A 24,352-nucleotide genomic window follows, 5' to 3' on the forward strand; every position below is an offset into this window, starting at 1 on the left:
CGAGTTTAACCGGCCGACGAACAGGACTCTAATGCAGCATGAAGGCAGCGGTGCGCTTCCACGCTGCGGGACACATGCGTCCGGGTTCCGCGCGTGGCGAAGGCGGCCGGTCGGCCTTCGCCCGCGCGCCGCATCAGGGGCTCCGGCGCGTGAAGGTCAGCGTCGCGCCGGCTTCGGTCACGATCTGCAGTTGCTGCGGCTCGCGCATCTGCACGCCGGTCTTTTCGATGTGCGCGAGCGCATCGAGGTACGCGTGCTCGAGCTGGCCGCCGAGCGCGTTCGGGCACGCCATGCGCGTGCCGGCGAGCGGCCCGAAGCTCAACAGGCCGTTCTTGAGCGCGTAGGTGCCCATGTAACGGTTGCAGCCGGAAAAGCCGCTGGCGCGCCGCACGCCCGATTCGGTGGACAGCGCGAGCTTGATCGGCTCGCCGTTGTCGCCGTGCGGAATCGTGCGCGACGTGCCGTCGGCGTTCAGCCAGCTCGTGAGCTCCCAGCTCGTGTCGTCGAGCAACTGGACGGCGGCCGGGTTGTACGGGTCGGGTGCGGGGGCGGCGGAATCGGGGTGGGTCGGCATCGCGCAGGCGGCGAGAAGCGTGGCAAGCGTCAACGCGCAGAGCGGCGCGCGCAACGGGCGAAGCAGACCGGTGCGTGCGCGTGCGGCGGCGGACAAGTGGGACATGAGCCTCGTTCCTCATCGGATTCTGATCAAGGCGTAAGAGTAACGCACCCGCCCCGCGCGAGGCGAGCCGACACTTCGCGCGTGAAAACGTTCGCGGCCCGCCCGCGGGCCGCGCGCGGTGGGGCCGCGGCGCGACGAAACCGGCCAAACCGGCGCGGGTGCGCGTGTTAACATCGAAGCCGTTTTCGTCCTCCAACAGAACCAGCGGGAAATCACATGCAGATCGGTCAGCGGCTCGGTACGCCGCTTTCTCCCTCGGCCACGCGCGTCATGCTGCTCGGCGCGGGCGAACTCGGCAAGGAAGTCATCATCGCGTTGCAGCGGCTCGGCGTCGAAGTCGTCGCGGTCGACCGCTACCCGGACGCGCCCGGCCACCAGGTCGCGCATCGCGCGCACGTGATCGACATGACCGACGCCGCCGCGCTGCGCGCGGTCGTCGAGGCCGAGCGTCCGCACCTGATCGTGCCGGAGATCGAGGCGATCGCGACCGACGCGCTCGCCGCGATCGAGGCGGCCGGCCTGGCCGAGGTGATCCCGACCGCGCGTGCGACGCAGCTCACGATGAACCGCGAAGGCATCCGCCGGCTCGCGGCCGAGGAACTCGGGCTCGCGACGTCGCCGTACGCGTTCGCGGATTCGTTCGACGCATTCAGCGCGGCCGTCGCGAAGATCGGCATGCCGTGTGTCGTGAAGCCCGTGATGTCGTCGTCGGGCAAGGGGCAGTCGGTCGTGCGGACCGAAGCCGACGTGAAGCCCGCGTGGGACTACGCGATGGCGGGTGGCCGCGTGAACCACGGCCGCGTGATCATCGAGGGTTTCATCGATTTCGAATACGAGATCACGCAGCTGACCGTGCGCGCGATCGACCCGGCGACGCTCGAGACGCGTACCTACTTCTGCGAGCCGGTCGGCCACGTGCAGGTGGAGGGCGACTACGTCGAATCGTGGCAGCCGCAGCCGATGAGCGCGTTCGCGCTGGAAAAGTCGCGCGAGATCGCGCACAAGGTGACCGAGGCGCTCGGCGGGCGCGGGATGTTCGGCGTCGAGCTGTTCGTGCGCGGCGACGACGTCTGGTTCTCCGAGGTGAGCCCGCGGCCGCATGACACCGGCCTCGTCACGCTCGCGTCGCAGCGCCAGTCGGAGTTCGAGCTGCATGCGCGCGCGATTCTCGGGCTGCCGGTCGATCCGACGCTCGGTTCGCCGGCCGCGTCGGCGGTGATCTACGGCGGGCTCGACGAGCGCGGCATCGCGTTCGAGGGCGTGCGCGACGCGCTGGCCGTGCCGGGCGCCGACCTGCGCCTGTTCGGCAAACCGGAAAGCTTTGCGAAGCGGCGCATGGGCGTCGCCCTGGCGACGGGCGCGAGCGTCGACGAAGCCCGCGAACGCGCGAAGCGTGCCGCGGCGGCCGTGCGGCCCGTGTCGGCGCGCTGACGAGACGAGGCGCGCGTGATGACATCGACATGGCGGTGGCTCGGACGAATCGGCAGGCTGGGCGCCGCGCTGGCGCTGGTCGCGAGTCTCACGGGGTGCGGCCTCGCGGCCGCGCCGTGCCGGGTCGCATCGGCCGGGCTGAAGATCGTGCCGCTCGTCGGCCATGTCGCGGCCGCACCGACCGACGCGTGTGCCGACGTCATCGATCCCTGAGCGCCGAACCCTCAACCCCTCGTCCCTCGGCCGCTCGGCCCATCACCAACGATAACCGCGCCTGCCGCGAGGGCGCGCTTCCATCCGTCTCGTGAAAGGATCTGCATGATTCGCCAAACCTTCACCGCGCTCGCGCTGGCCGGCACCGCCGTTTCCGCGGCGCATGCCGCGCAACTGACCGTCGAGGAGATCGACGCCGATGCGCGCGAGCAGACCGTCTATCAGTGCGCGAACCTGAAGCAGCCGGTACGCGTGTCGTACTGGCGCGCGGCCAACGGCCAGAGCTTCGCGCTGGTGCCGGTCAACGGGCGGCAGTTGCTGTTCGTCGACACCGTATCGGCGTCGGGCGCGCGCTACCAGGCCGGACGCTATACGTGGTGGACGAAGGGTAGGGAAGCGACGCTGCGCGACGAGATCGCCGACCAGAATGCGGCACCGCTGCTGGGCGACTGCATGCAGATCGAGAAGAAGAAAAAGAAGAAGGACTGAACGCCGTACGTGATCGGATACGCGATGCGGGCAAGCCGATCGCTGCGACCGGCCGGGCCAGCCGGGGCGCATCCTGAACCGGACGGCGGCTCGGGCGGCCCCGCGGCCCCCCCCGGCTCGCCGGCCGCCCGGTGAATCTCCCCGTTACCCCGCAGCGATCCGGCCCCGAATGGCGGCCATCGGCCCATCGGGATAGCCCGATCGCCCGGTACAGCGCCCGCGCCCAGCCTCCCGGCGCACGCCGCGAACCGCCGGCCAGGGCCGTTCGCGGTGTTGTCACGGACAGATGGCCGCGCAGTGCTACAATACGGCCCTTTCCGCCGGCATTCGCGCCGAACGGAGTCCGCACGGCCTGTGGTGCCCGTTGTTCGAATCGAACCGGTCCCGAGCGCCAGAGCGGCGCCGCGCGGCGCGCCGCGGCTCCGTCTACTTCCGAATTGTGATGAGCGCAGGCCCGGCGGGCCTGACGCACGATGTCCCCGCCGCGCCTTTTGAGCGAAACGCCACCATGTCCGATTCTGTCGCCAAGCCAGTCGACGCAACCTTCGATCAATTCGGCCTTGCCGCCGATATCCTGAAAGCCATTGCGGAGCAGGGTTATACGACGCCGACGCCGATCCAGGCGGAGGCCATTCCGGTCGTGCTCGCCGGCCGCGACGTCATGGGCGCCGCGCAAACGGGTACCGGCAAGACCGCGAGCTTCTCGCTGCCGATCATCCAGCGGCTGCTGCCGCAGGCCAGCACGAGCGCGTCCCCGGCGCGCCACCCGGTGCGTGCGCTGATCCTCACGCCGACCCGCGAGCTCGCCGACCAGGTCGCCGCGAACGTGCATGCGTATGCGAAGCACACGTCGCTGCGCAGCGCGGTCGTGTTCGGCGGCGTCGACATGAATCCGCAGATGGCCGAGCTGCGCCGCGGCGTCGAGATCCTGATCGCGACGCCGGGCCGCCTGCTCGACCACGTGCAGCAAAAGACGGCGAACCTCGGTCAGGTCCAGATCCTCGTGCTCGACGAAGCCGACCGGATGCTCGACATGGGCTTCCTGCCCGACCTGCAGCGCATCCTGAACCTGCTGCCGAAGGAACGCCAGACGCTGCTGTTCTCGGCCACCTTCTCGCCGGAAATCAAGAAGCTCGCATCGACCTACCTGCGCAACCCGCAGACGATCGAGGTCGCGCGCAGCAACTCGACCAACGCGAACGTCACGCAGATCGTCTACGACGTCGCCGAAGGCGACAAGCACGGGGCCGTCGTGCAGCTGTTGCGCGATCGCGGGCTCAAGCAGGTGCTCGTGTTCTGCAACAGCAAGATCGGCGCGAGCCGGCTGGCGCGCAATCTTGAGCGCGACGGCGTGGTCGCGTCCGCGATCCACGGCGACAAGTCGCAGCTCGAGCGAATGCAGGCGCTCGACGCGTTCAAGCGTGGCGAGATCGAGGCGCTGGTCGCGACCGACGTGGCCGCGCGCGGTCTCGACATCGCCGAACTGCCGGCCGTGATCAACTTCGACCTGCCGTTCAACGCGGAAGACTACGTGCACCGGATCGGCCGCACGGGCCGCGCGGGCGCGACGGGCGATGCGCTGTCGCTGTGCAGCCCGAACGAGCGCAAGCAGCTGGCCGATATCGAAAAGCTGATCAAGCGTCCGCTCGAGGTGCAGACGCTCGCGCTCGACAAGCCGTCGCGTCATCGTCACGACGAGCGCGGCGGGGAGCGTGCCGGGGAGCGCAGCGGCGAACGCGGCGGTGAGCGCGGCGGCCGTCGCGAGCGCGACGAGCATCGCGGTGCGTCGGCGCGTCGTCCGGGCGGGTCCGAGCGTAGCGGCCATCATCGTCGCCACGAGGCGCCGGTCGACGATTTCTTCCTGAAGCCGTACGAACCGACGGTGCCGGCGACGCAGCCGGACGAGACGCAGTCCGCGCAGCAGCACGAGAAGAAGGGGCCGAAGCGTCAGGTCGCCGCGCTGCTCGGCGGCTTCGGGATGCCGCGCAAGCCGTCGGCGTAAGCGGGCGGTTCAAGCGGTTGGTGCGGCGCGCGGGCGCCGCCGCAGAAACGGGTGCATGCGATGAGCATGTGCCCGTTTTTCATTGGGCGCGTGGATTGCGAGCAGGTGGTTGAGCTGGGACCAGATTCAATCGGCGCGCGGTCCGAAGCGACGCGCCCACGCGTCGGTCGCGGCCGCGTAGAACGCATCCATCGTCTCGCCCGATGGATCGCCATCGATCGTCAGGCCGAGATGCGCGGCGGCGGCCCGCAGCGCCGGCAGCGGATCGGCGCGTTCCAGCGCGATCGCGCCCGTCTGCTTGCTGAGCTTTTCGCCGTTCGCGTCGACGACGACGGGCACGTGGAGGTAGGCGGGTGTCGGCACGCCGAGACAGCGCTGCAGGTAGATCTGGCGCGCGGTCGAATCGAGCAGGTCGGCGCCGCGCACGACGTGCGTGATGCCCGCGTCCGCATCGTCGACCACGACCGCGAGCTGATACGCCCATTGGCCGTCCGCGCGCTTCAGCACGAAATCGCCGACTTCGGTCGCGAGGTTCTGCGTTTGCGTGTGCTGCCAGCGGTCGTCGAACGTGACGATCGCATCGTCGCCGTCCGGCACGCGCAGTCGCCACGCGCGCGCGGGCTTGCCGTGCAGGCCGGTGCGGCAGGTGCCCGGGTACGCGAGCGTCGTGTGGCGCTCGTGCGCGGCACGCAGCGAATCGGCGATTTCCTTGCGCGTGCAGCCGCACGGATAGACGCGCCCCGCGGCGGCGAGCCGTTCGAGCGCGGCCGCATAATCGGCATCGCGCGTGCTTTGCCATACGGGCGGCTCGTCGGGCGTCATGCCGAAATGCGCGAGCGTCGCGAGGATGTCGTCGCCGGCGCCGGGCACCGTGCGCGGGCCGTCGATGTCCTCGACGCGCACGAGCCATGCGCCGCCGTGCGCGCGCGCATCGAGCCAGCTCGCGAGCGCACCGACCAGCGAGCCGAAATGCAGCGGGCCGGTGGGCGACGGCGCGAAGCGGCCGCGGTAGCCGTTCATCGGGGCGCGGCGCAACGCGCGCTTACGCGGCGCTGGCCGCCTGTGCGCAGGCCGGGCACGACTTGCCGGGCACGTAGCTCGGCGATTGCTGGGCGTCCGGCGTGACGACCGCGCGGCACGCGAAGCACGTGACGTTCTCGGTCGGCTGCAGTTGCGGGTTCAGCGCGGTGCGGTAGTCGAACACGAAGCAGTCGCCGTGATAGTGCGCGCCGCCGACTTCCTCGAAATACTTCAGGATCCCGCCCTCGAGCTGGTACACGTTGTCGATGCCGATTTCCTTCATGTGGATCGCGGCCTTCTCGCAGCGGATCCCGCCGGTACAGAACGACACGACCGTGCGCCCCTCGAGATCGGCGCGGTTCGCGTCGATCACTTCCGGGAACTCGCTGAACTTGTCGATCCGGTAGTCGAGCGCGCCGTCGAACGTGCCGACGTCCACTTCGAAGGCATTGCGCGTGTCGAGCATCACGACGGGGCGGCCGGCGTCGTCGTGGCCGCGGTCGAGCCACGCCTTCAGCGTGCGCGCGTCGACCGACGGCGCGCGGCCGAGCTCGGGCTTGATCGCGGGCTTCTTCATCGTGATGATCTCGCGCTTCAGGCGCACGAGCATCCGGCGGAACGGCTGCGAGTCGGACAGGCTCTCCTTGAACTGCAGCGTCGCGAACTTGCCTTCGAACAGCGGATCGTGGCGGATGTAGTCGATGAACGCGTCGGTCGCTTCGCGCGGGCCGGCGATGAACAGGTTGATGCCTTCCGGCGCGAGCAGGATCGTGCCGCGCAGGCCGAGTTCGTTGCAGCGGGCGGTGACGAGGGGGCGCCATTGCTCGGTCGTGTCGATCGACACGAAGTGGTAAGCGGCGAGGTTGACGATGGTCATGATGGTCCGACGGGAAACGGCCGCGGCCGTGCGGCGGGGCGCACGGCGGCCCCGCAAAAAAGGGTGCGAAGCCGGGGCGAAGATTCGAAAACCCGTATTATCCCGCAAACTGCGCTTGCGCCGGCACCTGAGCGTTCGGCCAGCGTCGCGTGCATCGGCCGAACGGCCGGGCGCGGGGATTTTTTGGGCAGCCTGCGCGACGACGCGGCTACAATAACGCCCATGTCAGATCCCCGCTTCGTCCATCTTCGCGTTCACTCCGAATTCTCGATTGCCGACGGCATCGTGCGTCTCGACGACATCGTCAAGGCGGCGGCCGCGGACGGCCAGGGCGCGCTCGCACTCACCGATCTCGGCAACGCATTCGGCCTCGTCCGTTTCTACCAGGAAGCCCGCGGCAAGGGCATCAAGCCAATCGCCGGCTGCGACGTCTGGATCACCAATCCGGACGATCGCGACAAACCGTCGCGCCTGCTGCTGCTGGTGAAGGACAAGGTCGGCTACCTGAACCTGTGCGAGCTGCTGTCGAAGGCATGGCTCACGAACCAGTACCGCGGCCGCGCGGAGCTCGACGCGAGCTGGCTCGACGGCGAACTGTCGCAAGGGCTGCTCGCGCTGTCGGGCGCGCAGCAGGGCGATATCGGGCTCGCGTTCGCGGCCGGTAACGAGGAAGCCGCGCGCCGGCATGCCGAGCGCTGGGCGAAGGTGTTCCCGGGCGGCTTCTACATCGAGCTGCAGCGTTACGGCCAGCCGGGCGCCGAGGCGTACATCCAGCAGGCCGCGACGCTCGCCGCGTCGCTCGGTCTGCCGGTCGTCGCGACGCATCCGACGCAGTTCATGACCGACGATGATTTCACCGCGCACGAAGCGCGCGTGTGCATCTCGGAAGGCGACATGCTCGCGAATCCGCGGCGCCAGAAGCGCTTCACGACCGATCAGTACTTCCGCACGCAGGACGACATGGTCGCGCTGTTCGCCGACCTGCCGTCGGCGGTCGCGAACACGGTCGAGATCGCGAAGCGCTGCAACCTGAAGCTCGAACTCGGCAAGCCGAAGCTGCCGCTGTTCCCGACGCCGGACGGCATGTCGCTCGACGACTACCTGGTCCAGCTGTCGAAGGAGGGGCTCGAGAAGCGCCTCGAACAGCTGTATCCGGATACGGCCGAGCGTGACGCGCAGCGCGACACGTACTACAAGCGGCTCGAATTCGAGTGCGGGACCATCACGAAGATGGGCTTCCCGGGCTACTTCCTGATCGTTGCCGACTTCATCAACTGGGCGAAGAACAACGGCGTGCCGGTAGGCCCGGGCCGCGGCTCGGGCGCCGGCTCGCTGGTCGCGTACGCGCTCGGCATCACCGATCTGGATCCGCTGCGCTACAACCTGCTGTTCGAGCGATTCCTGAATCCGGAACGCGTGTCGATGCCCGACTTCGACATCGACTTCTGCCAGCACGGCCGCGATCGCGTGATCCAGTACGTGAAGGAAAAATACGGCGCGGACGCCGTGTCGCAGATCGCCACCTTCGGCACGATGGCCGCGAAGGCGGCCGTGCGCGACATCGGCCGCGTGCTCGATCTCGGCTACATGTTCACCGACGGCATCGCGAAGCTGATCCCGTTCAAGCCGGGCAAGCATGTGACGATCGCCGACGCGATGAAGGAAGAGCCGCAACTGCAGGAGCGCTACGACCACGAGGACGAAGTGCACCAGCTGCTCGACCTCGCGCAGCGCGTCGAGGGCCTGACGCGTAACGTCGGGATGCACGCGGGCGGCGTGCTGATCGCGCCCGGCAAGCTGACCGATTTCTGCCCGCTGTACACGCAGGGCGACGACGGCGGCGTCGTCAGCCAGTACGACAAGGACGACGTCGAAGCCGTCGGCCTCGTGAAGTTCGACTTTCTGGGTCTCACGACGCTGACGATCCTCGACTGGGCCGAGCGCTATATCCGCCGCCTCGATGCGTCGAAGGCCGACTGGTCGCTCGCGCAGGTGCCGCTCGACGATCCCGCGTCGTTCCAGATCCTGAAGAAGGCCAACACGGTCGCCGTGTTCCAGCTGGAAAGCCGCGGGATGCAGGGCATGCTGAAGGATGCGCAGCCCGACCGCTTCGAGGACATCATCGCGCTCGTGTCGTTGTACCGTCCGGGCCCGATGGACCTGATCCCGAGCTTTTGCGCACGCAAGCACGGCCGCGAGAAGGTCGAGTATCCGGATCCGCGCGTCGAACCCGTCCTGAAAGAGACCTACGGCATCATGGTCTATCAGGAGCAGGTGATGCAGATGGCGCAGATCATCGGCGGCTACTCGCTCGGCGGCGCCGACTTGCTGCGTCGCGCGATGGGCAAGAAGAAGCCCGAAGAGATGGTCAAGCATCGCGAGATCTTCGCCGAGGGTGCGGCGAAGAACGGCCTCACGCGCGAGAAGTCCGACGAGATCTTCGACTTGATGGAGAAGTTCGCGGGCTATGGCTTCAACAAGTCGCACGCGGCAGCCTACGCATTGCTCGCGTATTACACCGCGTGGCTGAAGGCGCACCATCCGGCCGAATTCATGGCGGCCAACATGACGCTCGCGATGGACGACACCGACAAGGTGAAGATCCTGTTCGACGATTGCGTCGTGAACAACCTCGTCGTGCTGCCGCCGGACATCAACCAGTCGCATTACCGCTTCGAGCCGGTCGGCGAAGCCGACGGCAAGCGCTCGCGCACGATCCGCTACGGCCTCGGCGCGGTGAAGGGCAGCGGCCAGAACGCGATCGAGGAAATCCTGCGTGCGCGCGAGGAAAAGCCGTTCACCGACCTGTTCGACTTCTGCGAGCGGATCGACCGGCGCGTCGTCAATCGCCGCACGGTCGAGGCGCTGATCCGCGCCGGCGCGTTCGATTCGCTGAACGCGAACCGCGCGCAGATGCTCGCGTCGGTGCCGCTCGCGATGGAAGCGGCCGAGCAGGCCGCGGCGAACGCGATGCAGGCCGGCCTGTTCGACATGGGCGCCGAGTCGCCGCACGCGCATGCGCTCGTCGACGAACCCGCGTGGGACGACAAGCGCCGCCTGCAGGAAGAGAAGGGCGCGCTCGGCTTCTACCTGTCCGGCCACCTGTTCGACGCGTATCGCGACGAAGTGCGCCGGTTCGTCCGGCAGAAGATCGGCGATCTGAAGGAGGGGCGCGACAAGCTCGTCGCGGGCATCATCGCGTCGCTGCGCACGCAGATGACCCAGCGCGGCAAGATGCTGATCGCGCTGCTCGACGACGGTTCGGGCCAGTGCGAGATCACGATCTTCAACGAGCAGTTCGAAGCGAACAAGGCGCTGTTCAAGGAGGACGAACTGCTGATCGTGCAGGGACAGGCGCGCAACGACGCGTTCACCGGCGGTCTGCGCTTCACGGCCGACACGGTGATGGATCTCGAACGTGCGCGCAGCCGCTATGCGCAGGCGGTGCGGCTCACGATGAACGGCAACGCGGATGCGGCGGCGCTGCGCCGCGTGCTCGAATCGCATGTGTCGAAGGACGATTCGGCGGCCGCGCCCGCGTTCGAGGCGCCCGTGCCGCGTGGCGGCGGGCGCGACGGCGGCCGTCGTCCGCAGGCACCGTTGCCGAACGGCCTCGCGGTGCAGGTTCACTACAGCAACGCGCGCGCGCAGGGCGAAATGCGTCTGGGCGACGCGTGGCGCGTGAAGCCAAGCGACACGCTGCTCGCGGAGCTGCGCGCGACCTTCGACGGCAGCGTCGTAGAAATCACGTACTGAGCGCGTCCCCGCCGGACGGTCGGGTTGCGCGGCCCGTCGCATCGCCTTCGTGCGGTGCGGCGGGCCGTTTTCATTTTGGCGGGTGCTTGGGGCTGTCATCCGGACGCTATACAATCCGTCGCGCGCGATGCAGATTCGGCGCCGGCCGCGGTCCGTCCACCGGCGGGCGGCGACGCACGCTTGAAAACGAGGACGGTTGCGCGCGGCACACGATGCGGCGCGGTGCCGTGAGCGACCTCGCGAGGAGCCCGGCACGGCGCTGGACGTCAGGATGCCGGTCGGTGCGTGACGACAAGAAATCGACAGTTACACGCTAACAATGGCCAACGAGACACCGAAGCGGCGGATCCTCGTGATCCGGATTGATTTTCTGGGCGACATGCTGTGCACGACCGCGTTCCTCGGCGCGCTGAAACGCCGCTGGCCGGACGCGGAACTGCACGTGGTCGCGAACCGCTACAACGCGAGCGCGCTCGCCGGCAACCCGAACGTGCACATGGTCCATACGTATGTGTACAGCCGTCAGTGCGAGCGCAACGACCGCCCCGGACGGATGCGCGCGTTCTTCGACCGGCTGCGGCTCGTGCGTCGGCTGCGCCGCCTGCGGTTCGACCTCGCGGTCGTGCCGAACGGCGGCATGCATCGCAGCAGTATCCAGTTGGCACGGCAGCTCGGCGTGAAGGATTGCCGCTGGCACGATGCCGATTCCGAATTCGACGATCGCAAGCCCGCACACGTTGCGTCGCGGCCGATGTGCCATGAAGCGCTGTCGGGATTCCGGCTCGTGCCCGAACTCGGTCGTACCGATCTCGACGGTCTCGCGCTGTCCGTCCATCCGGATCGCGCGCTGCAGGACACCTGGTATCGGCTGCTCGGCCCGCGCACGAAGCCGCGCGTCGGGCTGTTCGTCACGAACAAGGCGGCGGAGCGGCGCTGGCCGGCCGATCGATGGTGCGAGCTCGGCCGGCGGCTCGCACCGTTCGCCGACGTGATCGTGTTCCGCGATCCCGCGGTGTCGGCCGAGGCCGACTGCGACGGCGACGGCGACGCGTGGCGGGACGTGAACGCCCGGCATGTCGCGCCGTCGTCGGTGGCCGAACTGGTGGCCGCCGCGAGCCTGCTCGACGCGATCGTGTCGGCCGACAGCGCTCCCGTGCATCTCGCGTCGGCGCTCGGCGTGCCGGTGGCCGCGCTGTTCGAGGACCGTCCCGAGAAATACAGGCGCTGGCATCCGCTCGGCGTGCCGCACATGATCCTGCGGGCCGGCGCGACGGTCGACGCGATCGGCGTCGACGCGGTAGAGCGCGCGGTGCTGCATCTGTTGGAGAAGGCAGGGCAGGCCGACGATGCGACAGGCGGCGCGCTGCCGCTTCCGGACGTCACGCTCGCGGCACCCGAGGTCGGTGCGATCGTTTCGTAGCGTCCCGGCCGGCGCTGCTGCTTGAGAGGCCCGCGGGAGCAAACGGGAGCAACCGGACGCAACCGGACGCGGTGGCCTCAGGTCCCGCCGCGCGCGGCGCGCCGTTACCGCGTAGCCGGAACGGAGGGGCACCGGCTGCCAGCCGCCGGGACGTGCCGCCCACGCCAGCTGCCGGACGCTCGACGCCCGCTGCCCGCTGCCCGCTGTCCGAAGCCCGAAGCCCGAAGCCCGAAGCCCGAAGCCCGACGCCACGCCTGCGGCCACAAAATCCTGTACATTGCGAGCCTTGTCCAGCCTGCTAGACGGAACGATCGCCGTGGCCCTGTTTTCTTCCGCCCGCCCGCCCAGAACCATCCTCGTCGCCGCACCGCGCCGCATCGGCGACGTGCTGCTGACGACGCCGCTCGTGCGTTCGCTGAAGGCGCGCTGGCCCGATGCGCAGATCGACATGCTGGTGTTTCGCGGCACCGAGGGCGTGCTGGAGCACAACCCCGACGTGCGGCGCGTGATCGTCGTCGCGCAGCGCGCCGGGTTCCGGGAGCGGCTGCGCGACGCGCTGTCGATGTGGCGCCGCTACGATCTCGCGTGCGCGGCACTGAGTTCCGACCGGCCGCGCTTCTATAGCTGGTTCGCCGGCCGCAAGCGCGTCGGCCTCGTCGATCCGAACCGTGTCACGTGGCTCACGCGGATGATGCTGAACGGCATCGCGATCAATCACCACGAGTCCGCGCACACGGTCGTCAGCACGCTCGCGCTCGCGCCGGTGATCGGCATCGAGCCGGTGTCCGAGGTCGTCGCGCCGGGGATCGGCGACGATCCCGCGCGGCGCGCGCGTTTCGACGCGTGGCTCGCCGAGTCGCCGGCCATCCGCGACGGCAAGCCGCTCGTCGTGCTGCATCCGTACCCGATGTTTCGCTACAAGCAATGGCGGCTCGAAGGCTGGATCGAGATGATCGAATGGCTGCGCGCGCAGGGGTTCGCGATCGCGCTGTCGGGCGGCCCGGCCGATCGCGAGCGCGAGTACGCGGAGCAGGTCGCGGCCGGGGCGGGCGGCGACGTCCTGAACCTTGTAGGCCGCCTCACGTTCGGCGAAAGCGCGGAGCTGGTGCGGCGCGCGCGGCTGTTCATCGGGCCCGATACGGGCGCGACGCACGTCGCGGCCGCGACGGGCGTCGACACGATCGCGCTGTTCGGTCCGTCCGACCCGGTGCGCTGGGGGCCGTGGCCGCAGCACTGGCCGCCGACCGAAAACCCGTGGGCGCTGCGCGGTTCCGCGCGGCACGGCAACGTATGGCTGCTGCAGGGTGAGGGCGATTGCGTGCCGTGCCGGCAGGAGGGCTGCGAGCGCCATGTGGACAGCCACAGCGACTGCCTCGTCAACCTCGGCACGCAGCGTGTGAAGATGGCGGCGGCCGAGATGCTCGGGCTGAATCCGCCGGACGCCGCCGACGCGGTCATCGACACGTCGCGGCTGCATCGCGCGCGCTCGGACTGACGCGCGAGCCCCGGACGTTTCCTGATTTGAAAGGCAGAGCGTGGCACCGCGGCGCCACGCGTCGAAGGCGTGCGCCCGCGCATCCGGCAGCGCGCCGGCGTTGAAGACGAGCCGGGGGCGGCCGACATCATGCGCCGCCCGCCCGCCAGCCCGCCAGCCCGCCAGCCCGCCAGCCCGCCAGCCCGGCGCGTGATGCGTTACGCGCTGCGCCGGATCGCCGACGTCTCGCGCGGCAGCGCTTCGCCGCGCTCGGCGCAGCCGAGCAGGATGCCGGCGAGCAGCACCAGCAGGTGACCTTCGGCGAAATCGAGCAGGAGCGAATTCGCGAGGCTGCCGATCGCGAAGATCGCGAGCCACGCGAGCAGCAAGTGCTGCGAACGCGGGTCGAGCGCGCGGCTGCCGTGCGCGATCTGCACGATCAGGTTCACGAACAGCAGTACCCCGAGCGTGCCGAGCTGCACGGCCATCAGCAGGTATTCGTTATGCGGGTTTGACGTGAGCTGGCCTTCGGCGGCCGTCTTGCCCGCCGTGAGCTTCTGGAACTCGAACTCGAGACCGCCCGAGCCGTAGCCGATCACGGGGCGCATGCGATACAGCTCGAGCCCCTTCTTGTACCACTCGAGACGCAGCCCGGTCGACGTGGCCGCATCGGTCTGCCGATACTGCTGCACTTCCGTCACGACCTTCACGAGGCGGCCGTTGTGCACCGTGCACGCGGCGGCGACGAGCGCGACGCCGGCCAGGACCAGCGTTCCGGCGGCGAGGGTCGCGCGCAGTGCCGACTGGCGGCGCAGCAACAACACGAAACGCACCGCGACGACGAGGATCAGCAGCAGCGCGATGACCTGCCCCGTGCGCCCCTGCAGCATCACGAACACGTTGATCAACGACCAAGCGGCGACGGCGGCATACGCGGCGCGCGACAGCGCGGTGCGGGCCGACAGCGCGAGGTCGGCGGCCTGATAGAACAGCAGCGCGCCGAACATGCCGGCCGCGATGTGGTTCTTGAACACCCACGCGCGCGACAGCGGCAGATCGGTCGCATGCGCGGGCCCGATCGCGGTCAGGCCGAGATAGTTGGTGGTCGACAGCAACAGGATCACGCACAGCGTGCCGAACCATGCGCGCCGCACGATCGGCGCCCAGTTCGAATGGCGGAACGCGAGCACCGCAAACGGCAGCAGCAGCAGCTTGTCGTACTTGCCGATCCAGTTCCACGCCTTCGGGTGCGGCGCGACGGTATAGGTGACGCTCACGATCAGCGCCGCGAGGATCAGCAGCGCGGCGAGCGACGCCGGTTCGGTGACGAACGAGCGCAGGTCGCGCCAGAATTCGGGGGAGATGACGAGCGCGGCCGCGAACAGCCCGCAGAACACATTGGTCAGCGCGGTCGAGACGGGCACCATGCAGAGCGCGATGACGGCGAAGGCGCGGGCGGCGGTCAGGCGCCGCGTGGCGGGAGGGGAAAACGAAAGCATCGGAACCTGTCGAATGGACGAATGCGGCATGCGGGCACCGTGCTGCGCGCCGCCCGCCCCGCGGCGGCAGTGCCCCGGGACGAAGCGCGCAGTATACGCGAAGCGGCGCGCGTTTCCGCGAGGTTTCCGGGGCCGGATCAGCTGAAGGCGCGCTTGATCCGCGAGCGCAGCAGCGCGCGCTTGAGGCGCCCGGCGACGGCCGGCGTGTCGAGCGCGATACGCGAGCCGGCCGGCTCGCCGCGATGCAGGTAATAGCGGTCGAACGTGGCCTGCGTCATGCCCCATTTGTTGAGGAACTGGCGGCGGCCGTCGTTCTTCACGATCTTGCCGGTGCTCTTCTGCTGGAAGTGATAGACGAGGCTGTCGCCGACGCCGAGGAAGATCCGGCAGCCGGCGTCCCAGAATTTCATCGAGAAGTCGTTGTCGCTGCTCATGCCCGGCGACAGTTCGCTGCTGTAGCCGCCGATGCGGTTCCACCAGTCGCGGTGCACGAGCGTCGGCGGCCAGGTCGAGCCGAGCCAGTCCGCGCGCGCGAGCCGCGGCGTGGCCGCGACGAGGCCGGCCGCGTCGAACTGCTCGGCGTCGCGGCCGAAATTGCTGACGACGACGCACGGGTTGCGCGTGTCGACCGGCTCGACCATCGTGCCGGACAGCATGAACAGGTCGGTCGGCATCTGCTCGATGCGCCGCACGAGCGCCGCATCCCAGCCGGGGCAGCAGTACATGTCGTCGTTCATGTAGACGACGTAGTCGCGCGTCGCGCGCGCGGCGGCCAGGTTCACCGCGTGGCAGATGCCGATGTTGGTCGGCGACGCGGTGTGCTCGATGCCTTCGCCGCGCACCCAGTCGAGCGTGCCGTCCGAGCCGTCGTTCACGTGCACGATGATCTGGTGGTCGTACGCCGAATGACGGCGCAGGCTGTCGACGACGAGCTTGAGGTACGGCAGGTTGTTCCAGGTCGGGATGATGATGGAGAACATGGCGGTCGGATTCGGTGGTCGTCGTGGCGGCGGCGCGTGGCGCGGCGCCGCTTGGGGCGCGCATCGCGCGCGGGCAGCCCGGCATTGTAACGCCGGGCCGGCGGCATGCCGGCGGCGTCAGGATGGGGCGGGGCGGGCCGCGCTCAGCGGGCCGGCTCGTGGCCGAGCTTCAGAAAGCGGTAGTACACCGTTTCCGCGTTGAACACGGCGATCATGAAGCCCGCGCGTCCGTCGAGAAACCCGCGCCGCAGCACGTAGGTCCGCACGAACGCCCATGCGCCGCGCGCGAGCGCCTTGCCGAAGCCGCCGCGCTGGCCTGCCGCGCGGCGCTGGCGCGCGCCTGCCGTCGAATATGCATCGAGCTTGCGTACGACGGTTTCGAAATCCTCGTACGAATAGTGCATCAGCTTGCCCGGCAGCCGCTGCGCGGGCGTGTCGAACACGAGCCGTTCATGCACCAGGTCGTCGGAGAAGCGTGCGGCGCCGCGCCGGAACAGACGCGGCACCCAGTCCGGATACCAGCCGCTGTGGCGGATCCACTGGCCGCAGAAGCTCGACAGCCGGTCGAGCGCGTAGACTTGCGCGCCGGGCGCGCGGATGGCCGCACGGATCGACTGCGCGAGTTCGGGGCTGACCACCTCGTCGGTGTCGAGCGACAGGATCCAGTCGGTGTCGAGCGCGGCGAGCGCGCGGTTCTTCTGCGGGCCGAAGCCGGGCCAGTCACGCTCGACGATCACGCGGGCGCCATGTGCACGGGCGATCGCGACGGTGTCGTCGGTGCTGCCGCCGTCGATCACGACGACGTCGTCGGCGAAGGCCAGCGCGTCGAGGCACTGCGCGAGCCGCGCGGCCGCGTTGAGGGCGATGAGAGCGACGCCGAGGGTGGGTTCTGCCATGAAATCGTCGAAAAGGCGGAGAAAACGGTGAGCGGCAGTATACCCGCGCACCGGTCGGCGGCCCCTTCGGCAACGGCCGTGCCGGCGTGGGCGGTACAGCTATAATGTTGGGCCTTTTTCGGCAACCGCCGGACTGGGCGAATCCCGGGCAGCCATGCCCCGGGCGCCGCGTCGCGGCTCAAGAAGGATTGCCTTGGAAACCCAGAACACTCTTCGCAAACCGATGGACGGCACGGGCACGTCGCCGTTCACGGTTCTCAAGCGCCTGTGGCCGTACATCCGGCCGCTGATCGGCATCGTGGTGCTCGCCGTCGTCACGATGGGCGTCGTCGCGGCCACCGAAGCCGGGATTCCGGCGCTGCTCAAGCCGCTGCTCGACCACGGCTTCGGCTCGCACGGCAGCGACCGCGCGAAATGGTACGTGCCGATGGCCGTGATCGGCCTCGCGCTCGTGCGCGGCGTGTCGCAGTACGCGTCGAATTACCTGCTCAACTACGTATCGAACCGCATCCTGCTGCAGCTGCGGCTCGAAATGTTCCAGCGGATGCTGCACACGGGCGCGTCGTTCTTCCAGCGCGAGACGGCGAGCACGGTGATCAACGCGATCGTGTTCGAGGTCAACCAGATCCTGTCGGTGCTCACCGGCGTGATGGTCACGCTCGTGCGCGACTCGCTGACCGTGATGTTCCTGCTCGGCTACCTGTTCTACCTGAACTGGCGGCTCACGCTGATCGTCGCGGTGATCCTGCCGGGCATCGGCTGGCTCGTCAGCAAGATCAACCGCCGCCTGCGCCGCCTGAACCGCGAGCACCAGACGCTGACCAACGAGCTGTCGTACATCGTCGAGGAGACGGTCGGCGGCTACAAGGTCGTCAAGGTGCACAACGGCGAGACGTACGAGATGGACCGCTTCGCGGCGATGAGCAAGCGCCTGCGCGGCTATGCGATGCGCATGACGATCTCCGGCGGGCTCGCGCAGCCGCTGACGCAGTTCCTCGCGTCGATCGCGCTCGCGGTCGTGATCACGATCGCGGTCGTGCAGTCGACCAACGATCAAACGACGGTCGGCGGCTTCGTCGCGTTCGTCACGTCGATGCTGCTGGTGATTTCGCCGCTCAAGCACCTGATCGACGTCAACCAGCCGCTGCAGCGCGGGATGACGGCCGCCGAGCTGATCTTCGGGCTGATCGACGAGCCGGCCGAGCCGCAGGGCGGCGGCCGTGCGTTGCCGCACGCGCGCGGCGAGATCGAATTCCGCGGCGTGTCGTTCGACTACGGCGCATCCGAGCGGCCGACGCTCGACCGCATTTCGTTCAAGGTCGCGCCGGGCGAGATGATCGCGCTGGCGGGGCCGTCGGGCAGCGGCAAGACGACCCTCGTGAACCTGCTGCCGCGCTTCTTCGACCCCACGGGCGGCGCGATCCTGGTCGACGGCGTGCCGGTGGCCGACTACGACATCCACGCGCTGCGCGGCCAGATGGCGATGGTCAGCCAGGACGTCGTGCTGTTCAACGACACGATCGCCGCGAACGTCGCGTACGGCCAGACGCCCGACCGCGCACGCGTGCAGGCGGCACTCGAGGCGGCGAACCTTGCCGACGCGGTCGCCGCGATGCCCGACGGGCTCGACACGCTGGTCGGCGGCAACGGGATGCGTCTGTCGGGCGGCCAGCGGCAGCGGCTCGCGATCGCGCGCGCGATCTACAAGGACGCGCCGATCCTGATCCTCGACGAGGCGACCTCCGCGCTCGATTCGGAATCCGAACGCCACGTGCAGGCCGCGCTCGAGCGGCTGATGGAAGGGCGCACGACGCTCGTGATCGCGCACCGGCTGTCGACGATCGAGCGCGCGGACCGAATCCTCGTGCTCGAAGCCGGCAAGATCGTCGAAGAGGGCAGCCACGAAGAACTGCTGCGCCACGGCGGGCTGTACGCGCACCTCCACCGGATTCAATACCAGCAGCAGGCGGCGTGACGCCGGGTCACGCCGGTGTGCTAGTCTGGATCGGCAGGCACCGTTGTTTCCGGTTCGACGTAACAACTCGGAGGGAAGAACAATGAAGAAGATGCACGGGACGATGCTGGCCGCGCTGATCGTGGCGGGTTTCGCGGCACCCGCAGCCATGGCGCAGGGTCACGGCAACTACGACAACCACGGCGATCATGGCGATCGTGGCATGCACCGCGGGCATGGCCCGAAGCACATGCCGCCCGGCCAGATGCGCCACGAGGACGACGTGCCGCCGCGCTGGGCCGACCAGCCGCGTCGCGAGTGGCACAAGGGCGACCGGCTTCCCGGCGAATTCCGCGATCGCCAGTACGTGGTCGAGGACTGGCGCGGCTATCATCTGAGTGCGCCGCCGCGCGGCTATCAGTGGGTCGGCGTCGGCGGCGACTATTTGCTGGTGCAGATCGGTTCGGGCATCGTGCTGCGGGTCGGTCCGTAACCGTTTCTTTTCGATGGTTCATCCGGCTGCCGGGCGCGTTGCCCGGCGCCGCGTCACTTTGCCGCCGCCCGGCGGAACCAGCGTCGCTCGATCAGCGACATCGCCCAGCACACGGCCAGCGCGCATACGGTGCCGAGCGCCACTTCCCCGAGCCGCATCAGCGGAATGTCCCATAGCGGGCCGTTGCCCGGAAACAGCAGCACGATCGTCGCGGTCACGCCGCCGAGCCGCGCCGCACTGCCGACGTTCAGGCACCAGCAGCTGACGATCGTGAGCGCGACCGCGATCGCATAGGCGACGAGGCGATCGCCGCCGAGCGCTGCGCCCGCGAAGCCGAGCAGGCCGCCGATCATCGCGCCGATGAACTGGTCGCGCGACAGCGACATCGTGTCCGAGTAGTTGTGCTGCGTGACGGCGATCGCGGTGACCGCCGCCCACACGGCCTGTTCGGTGTGCAGCGCACGGCCGATCGTGTACGCGAGGCACGCGCCGCAGACCGCCTGCAGCGCCATCAGCACGCCCTGCGTGAGCCGTTCGCCGAAGGTCAGCCCCTTGAACAGATCGAAGATCGACTGCTGGATCTGCTGGCGGGCTTCGTTGAGTGTCCTGATCGTATCCATCGTGTCGTGCCAAGAAGCGGGGGCGGTGCGGGCGCGTCAGTGCGCCTGTTCGGGCGACGCGGCGGCGGGCTCGCCGGCGGTCACGTCGCCGTTGTCGACGCGCGTTTCGGGCATCGCGAGCCAGACCAGCAGCACCGCGAGCGCGCCGGCCGCGGCGAGCCCGAAGAAGCTGGTCGTGTTGCCGAAGTGATCGGCGACATAGCCGGCCACGGCCGTGCTGAGCGTCGCGCCGATTCCGGCCGCAAGACCGAACAGCCCGATGCACAGGTTGTAGCGGCCCTTGCCGCCCGCGACGTCGGCCGCGATCAGCGGCAGCATCACGCCGAACACGGCCGCGCTGATGCCGTCGAGCATCTGCACCGGCACGAGCAGGTACGGGCTGCTCACGCCGGCGAACAGCAGCGCGCGCACCGGCAGCGCGGAGAACCCGAGCAGCAGGATCGGCCTTCGTCCCCAGCGTTGCGACGAGCGGCCGACCCACGGCGACAGCATCGCGACGATCGCCTGCGGCACGATGATGCACGCGGCGATCACGAGCTGCACGTTCTCTCCCATCCCGGCCGTGACTTCGCCGGCCGCGAGGTTGAGCATCGCCGCGTTCGACAGGTGGAACAGCACGACGCACGACGCGAAGATCAGCATCCGGCGATCGCGCAGCAGCTCGAGCAGCGTCTCGCGGTGCTCGCCTTCGTCGTGATCGTCGGGCTTCGACGACTGCGGAATCACTTCGTGCGTCGGCTGGATCATCGCGAGCGCGAACAGCGCGGGCAATGCCAGCACCGCGGTCAGCCAGAACACCGCACGCGCGGAGAAATACTCGCCGGTGAGCCCCATCAGGCCCGCCGCGACCGCGCTGCCGATCGACGCCCAGCGCGCGTTGCGGCCGAGCCGGTCGCCGAGGTCGGCGCGGCCGACCAGCGAGAACGAGATCGCGGCCATCGCCGGCACGAGCATGCAGCTCGCGAAGCCGTGGAACACTTCGGCCGCGATCACCGGCACGATCGTCGGGCTCGACGCGAGCAGCACCGCGGACAGGATGATGGCCACGATCGCCCAAGCGGCCGCGCCTTTCTTGTTCTTCAGCGCGTCGACGGCGGCGCCGCCCGGCACCTGGCTGACCATCGCGCTGATCGTACCGATCGACAGCACCATGCCGATCTCGCCCTGCGTCCACTTGTGCGACGCGAGGTAGGACGCGATGAACGGACCGAACCCGGTTTGAACGTTTGCAACGAAAAAGTTGAGCCAGTCGAGCGACCGCAGACTGCGTACGGTGACGGAATGCTTGATCGTCATCGGGTCGCACTCGCAGAGGAAGCCTGCGCCGGTGCCGGGGCAACGGGCGGGTAGACCGCGACGATCGGCTTGTCGGCCGCGTAGGGCGGCGCCGCCTTGATCTGTGCGTCGTTCAGGTCGAGCTGCGGGTGCAGCGCCTTGTCACGCGTGACGAAGCGCAGTGCGCCCCAGCTCGCGGCGATCGAGCGGCGGTCCGGGTTCACGAGCCCGCCGAGGTCGAGCACGATGGCCTGCGGCTGCGCGGCGCGGTCGATCAGCACGTCGACGACGCGGCCGATCTTGGTGCCGTTCGGGCGCTCGACGTCGCTGTCGAGCATCGGCAGTCGCGTTGAGGGCGATGCCGCGGCCGAACCCGACAGCGGCACGGCCTTGGGCCTCGCGGCAGGCGGCAGGTCGCCCGACGGCACGTCGAGCACGATCGGCTCATGCTTGCCGCCCGGCGTGAAGCGGAACACGTTCCACGGGAAGATGACCTTGCGGTCGCCGATGCCCATGAAGCCCTGCAGGTTGACGATCATCTCGCGCGGCTTGCCGCTCGCGTCGATCACCATGTCGACCGCGCGGCCGATCACCTTGCCGTTGCGGCGCGCGACTTCGCTGTCGAGCAGTGCATGGATCTGGGTGCGGTCGAGCGGGCGGGTCGCGACGAGCGGGGGCGGCGGCGGAGGCGGCGGGGTCGGCGGTTCGGCACGTTGCACCGGCTTCGGCCGCGTCGCCTCGCGGTGCGGCTTTTTCGGCGCTTCCGGTTCCTCCGGCTGCACGAGCGGCGGCACGGGCGGCATCGTCAGCGGCTTGCCGGCGGTTTCCTCGACGGGCTCGATGAGCGCCTCGCTGATCGGCGCGGGCGGATTCTGGGTCGGCAGCAGTCCGCAGCCGGACAGCAGCGCGGCGGCTGCGAGCACCAGGAAGACCGTCGAGGACGGGAACGACATGCGGGATGCGGGAAACGGGAGTCCGCCGCTCATTGACACTCACTCCATGGGTCGGGGGCCGGGCGGGAGGCGCGCGGCTGGCGATGGATGGCGGGTGCGGGCGGCGCACCTCGCGAGGTGAGAGTTTAACGTGTCTTCCTTTCAGGACCGATTTCCGCGGAGGATTCGGCGCGGAATGGCGGGGAAAGGGTAGCGATCGATCGCGGGGCGGGCAGCATCGGGTGTACGGGTGCCCTGACGCGCGCGGCGCCCGACCGTCGACGACGGTACGGGCGCCGCACGGGCTGCCGGCGTGACGTTACTTTTTGGCCAGCGTGCCAAGCGTCGTCGTAACCGGGGCGAGCAGGCCGCCGCCGGTGTTCGACAGCGCGCCGCTGCCGCTGCCGCCCGTCAGGCCGCCGACCGCCGACGTGAGCGCGCCGGCCGGGTTGCCGCCGCCCGTCGTGCCGCCGAGTGCACCGGTCGACAGGAGCCCCGTTACGGGGGCGAGCGGACTCGTCGCGGCCGCGCCGCCGCCGAGCAGCGCGGTGCCTGCGGTGGCGACCGTGTTGCCGGTCGCGGTCACGACGTTGCCGACGCCGGTCGTGACCGGATTGTTGCCCGTCTTCGCGATCGTCGTGCCGGCGTTCGCGACGCCGTTGCCGACGGTCGTGACGAGATTCGTCAGCGGCGCGCCGAGCGGCGTGCTTGCGGCGGCTGTCTGCGTGAGCGAGCCGACCGTCGTCGTGATCGGCGTGATCGCCGAGCTGGCCGCGCCCGTCACCTGCGCGACGGGGCCGGTCGACAGTTGCGTGCCGAGCGTCGCGCCGCCGCCCGCGATCGTGTTGCCGAGCATCGTCACGGCACCGCCGACGGGCGAGGTGACGGGCGCAAGCGGCGCCAGTGCGGAACCGGTGGCCCCCAGGCTCGACACGACTCCGCCCGTCGCGGCGACGGCCTGACCGAGATCCGTGACCACGCCGCCCGTGCTCGCGACCGTCGTGCCGACCGGATTCGACGACGCGCCGAGCTGGCCGAGGCCCGAGCCGAGGCCGCTGCCGAGCGTGGTGACGGCCGCGCCGACATCCTGCACGACCGCGCCGAGCACCTGCGTGGTCGCGGGGGTCGTGCCGGGCAGCGTTTGGGCCGCGATCGCCGTGCCGACGCCGGAGACGGCGCCGCCGCCGGCCGTCACGATGTTGCTCGACGCAGCGATCGACTGGCCGACGCCGTTGGCCGACGAGCCGCTCGCACCGTTGCCGGTGCTGCCGGTGCTGCCGGTGCCGCCCGTCGACGCCGACGTGCCGCTCGTACCGTTGCTGGTGCCGCCGGTCGACGCCGTCGTGTCGCCGGACCCCGACCCGGAGCCGCCGGTGCCCTGGCTCAGCGAGCCGGAGCCGCCGCACGCGGACAGCGACATCAGCGCCGCAACGCCTGCCGCGATCATGATCATTCGGAGTCCTACTTGATGGGTGGTGGGCGTGTTCATGTCGTCCTCGTCTCGATTATGGAAATGGATCAGGCGGTCTTCGTGTGCGCCGACGTGTCGTCGCTGCGGAAGTGAAGCGGCGGGCGCATCGTTGTTGTCTCCCTGATTGACCTGTCGCCGTGTCGCGTCTTCGCCTGAGTCGGAATCCGGAGCGCTTGCAAGACGAGTCGTTTGCATTCTTTCGTCTTGCTTGCCGATCGTGCCGGAAATCACCGGATTCGTACGATCAGAGTAGGTCCGTCTGCGCGAGCCGTCTTTTAATGATCGTTAAATTGAAGTAAGCGTCCGATTCACTGCCGGAATCGGGGTAATCACGGTCGACGCGGGGCGCGTCGTGTGATTCGAGGAGAAGGGGGGAGAGTCAAGACGTGCGGGAGAAGCGGCGGCGCCAGCCCGGGCCGCCCTCACGCGGGCAGGCGCGGGCGCCGCGCGATGGGCGGAGCAACCGGAACGTCAGGCGTCCGGATACCACGCGTCGCTGAATTCGCTGACCTGGACGTCGGTCAGCTCCGGCCGTGCGGCCAGCCACGCACGCACGCTCTCGCGGTCGGCATCGGTCGTCGTGCCGCGCGGCGCGCCGGAGATCACGTATGCGCCGATCCCTTCGTCGGCGGACGCGACGGTGAGCAGCCCGTTCGCTTCGACGAAATCGATGAACGAATCGATCAGCTGGCCGCGCTCGAGATCGGACAGCTCGTTGCGGTATTGCGCGGTCGCGTTGAACGCGAGTTCCTGGAACTCGGCGATGTGGAGTTTCTTGCGCTGGCGGCGGTTGTGGCGTTGGCTCATGGTGTGTGATGTACATGAAAAGAAAAAGGCGGCGGCGGGCGCTGGCGCGACATGCGCAAGCGGT

The 24,352-nt window shown here is 69.2% G+C and carries 20 protein-coding genes; 9 read left to right on the plus strand and 11 right to left on the minus strand.

The window, feature by feature from the left end; genetic code table 11:
• Positions 1 to 133 precede the first annotated feature (133 nt).
• A complete protein-coding gene (locus SB786_RS13290; RefSeq protein ID WP_006753762.1) occupies positions 134 to 679 on the minus strand; it encodes an META domain-containing protein in 546 nt (181 codons plus the stop codon).
• 216 nt (positions 680 to 895) lie between these two features.
• On the opposite strand from SB786_RS13290, the gene purT reads away from it, so the two are divergent.
• From purT to SB786_RS13310, 4 genes are all read left to right on the plus strand, one after another.
• A complete protein-coding gene (gene purT / locus SB786_RS13295) occupies positions 896 to 2,110 on the plus strand; it encodes a formate-dependent phosphoribosylglycinamide formyltransferase (RefSeq protein WP_410727867.1) in 1,215 nt (404 codons plus the stop codon).
• 18 nt (positions 2,111 to 2,128) lie between these two features.
• Positions 2,129 to 2,323, plus strand: coding sequence for a DUF6726 family protein (locus SB786_RS13300; RefSeq protein WP_410727868.1), 195 nt, complete (start codon positions 2,129 to 2,131; stop codon positions 2,321 to 2,323).
• A 105-nt stretch (positions 2,324 to 2,428) separates the two neighbouring features.
• Positions 2,429 to 2,812 carry an MliC family protein gene (locus SB786_RS13305; protein ID WP_410727869.1) on the plus strand — a complete coding sequence of 128 codons (384 nt, stop codon included), beginning with the start codon at positions 2,429 to 2,431 and terminating at the stop codon, positions 2,810 to 2,812.
• Between the two features lie 442 nt (positions 2,813 to 3,254).
• Complete coding sequence (locus SB786_RS13310) at positions 3,255 to 4,814, plus strand: DEAD/DEAH box helicase (protein ID WP_410727870.1); 1,560 nt, start codon at positions 3,255 to 3,257, stop codon at positions 4,812 to 4,814.
• Positions 4,815 to 4,940: 126 nt separating this feature from the next.
• On the opposite strand, the gene gluQRS is transcribed toward SB786_RS13310, so the two are convergent.
• Positions 4,941 to 5,834 carry a tRNA glutamyl-Q(34) synthetase GluQRS gene (gene gluQRS, locus SB786_RS13315; protein WP_410727871.1) on the minus strand — a complete coding sequence of 298 codons (894 nt, stop codon included), beginning with the start codon at positions 5,832 to 5,834 and terminating at the stop codon, positions 4,941 to 4,943.
• 22 nt (positions 5,835 to 5,856) lie between these two features.
• On the minus strand, positions 5,857 to 6,711 hold the full coding sequence (locus tag SB786_RS13320; protein ID WP_410727872.1) for a sulfurtransferase: 855 nt from the start codon (positions 6,709 to 6,711) through the stop codon (positions 5,857 to 5,859).
• 222 nt (positions 6,712 to 6,933) lie between these two features.
• On the opposite strand from SB786_RS13320, the gene dnaE reads away from it, so the two are divergent.
• The 3 genes from dnaE (at position 6,934) to SB786_RS13335 (ending at position 13,382) form a co-directional block, all read left to right on the plus strand.
• Positions 6,934 to 10,467, plus strand: a complete 3,534-nt coding sequence (dnaE, locus tag SB786_RS13325; RefSeq protein ID WP_410727873.1) for a DNA polymerase III subunit alpha — start codon at positions 6,934 to 6,936, stop codon at positions 10,465 to 10,467.
• Between the two features lie 319 nt (positions 10,468 to 10,786).
• Positions 10,787 to 11,887: a glycosyltransferase family 9 protein gene (locus SB786_RS13330; RefSeq protein ID WP_410727874.1), complete on the plus strand. Its 1,101-nt coding sequence runs from the start codon at positions 10,787 to 10,789 to the stop codon at positions 11,885 to 11,887.
• Between the two features lie 316 nt (positions 11,888 to 12,203).
• Positions 12,204 to 13,382 (plus strand): glycosyltransferase family 9 protein, encoded by a 1,179-nt coding sequence (locus SB786_RS13335; protein ID WP_410727875.1) that lies wholly within the window; start codon positions 12,204 to 12,206, stop codon positions 13,380 to 13,382.
• 197 nt (positions 13,383 to 13,579) lie between these two features.
• Here SB786_RS13335 and SB786_RS13340 read toward each other — a convergent pair whose 3' ends face one another.
• From SB786_RS13340 to SB786_RS13350, 3 genes are all read right to left on the minus strand, one after another.
• Complete coding sequence (locus tag SB786_RS13340; protein ID WP_410727876.1) at positions 13,580 to 14,860, minus strand: O-antigen ligase family protein; 1,281 nt, start codon at positions 14,858 to 14,860, stop codon at positions 13,580 to 13,582.
• 137 nt (positions 14,861 to 14,997) lie between these two features.
• Positions 14,998 to 15,840 (minus strand): glycosyltransferase family 2 protein, encoded by an 843-nt coding sequence (locus SB786_RS13345; protein WP_410727877.1) that lies wholly within the window; start codon positions 15,838 to 15,840, stop codon positions 14,998 to 15,000.
• A 143-nt stretch (positions 15,841 to 15,983) separates the two neighbouring features.
• On the minus strand, positions 15,984 to 16,736 hold the full coding sequence (locus SB786_RS13350) for a glycosyltransferase family 2 protein (RefSeq protein WP_410727878.1): 753 nt from the start codon (positions 16,734 to 16,736) through the stop codon (positions 15,984 to 15,986).
• Between the two features lie 223 nt (positions 16,737 to 16,959).
• On the opposite strand from SB786_RS13350, the gene msbA reads away from it, so the two are divergent.
• Together msbA and SB786_RS13360 are read left to right on the plus strand one after the other, a co-directional pair.
• The gene (msbA, locus tag SB786_RS13355) at positions 16,960 to 18,711 is read left to right on the plus strand and encodes a lipid A export permease/ATP-binding protein MsbA (RefSeq protein WP_006761061.1); all 1,752 of its coding nucleotides are present in this window, start codon (positions 16,960 to 16,962) and stop codon (positions 18,709 to 18,711) included.
• An 82-nt stretch (positions 18,712 to 18,793) separates the two neighbouring features.
• Entirely contained in the window at positions 18,794 to 19,183 is a 390-nt protein-coding gene (locus tag SB786_RS13360) for an RcnB family protein (protein WP_410727879.1), read from the plus strand.
• Between the two features lie 53 nt (positions 19,184 to 19,236).
• Here SB786_RS13360 and SB786_RS13365 read toward each other — a convergent pair whose 3' ends face one another.
• The 5 genes from SB786_RS13365 to SB786_RS13385 all read right to left on the minus strand — a co-directional run bounded on the left by SB786_RS13365 (position 19,237) and on the right by SB786_RS13385 (position 24,288).
• Complete coding sequence (locus SB786_RS13365) at positions 19,237 to 19,803, minus strand: FUSC family protein (protein ID WP_410727880.1); 567 nt, start codon at positions 19,801 to 19,803, stop codon at positions 19,237 to 19,239.
• 36 nt (positions 19,804 to 19,839) lie between these two features.
• Positions 19,840 to 21,099, minus strand: coding sequence for an MFS transporter (locus SB786_RS13370; RefSeq protein WP_410727881.1), 1,260 nt, complete (start codon positions 21,097 to 21,099; stop codon positions 19,840 to 19,842).
• Positions 21,096 to 22,064 (minus strand): PRC-barrel domain-containing protein, encoded by a 969-nt coding sequence (locus SB786_RS13375; protein WP_410727882.1) that lies wholly within the window; start codon positions 22,062 to 22,064, stop codon positions 21,096 to 21,098. Before SB786_RS13375 ends, SB786_RS13370 begins: the two co-directional genes overlap by 4 nt.
• A 265-nt stretch (positions 22,065 to 22,329) precedes the next feature.
• On the minus strand, positions 22,330 to 23,499 hold the full coding sequence (locus SB786_RS13380; protein ID WP_410727883.1) for a collagen-like triple helix repeat-containing protein: 1,170 nt from the start codon (positions 23,497 to 23,499) through the stop codon (positions 22,330 to 22,332).
• A gap of 453 nt (positions 23,500 to 23,952) precedes the next feature.
• Complete coding sequence (locus tag SB786_RS13385; RefSeq protein ID WP_006752222.1) at positions 23,953 to 24,288, minus strand: YggL family protein; 336 nt, start codon at positions 24,286 to 24,288, stop codon at positions 23,953 to 23,955.
• Between the last annotated feature and the right edge of the window lie 64 nt (positions 24,289 to 24,352).

The sequence above is a fragment of the Burkholderia sp. SIMBA_062 genome (assembly GCF_046534765.1).
Classification (GTDB): Bacteria; Pseudomonadota; Gammaproteobacteria; order Burkholderiales; family Burkholderiaceae; genus Burkholderia; species Burkholderia ambifaria.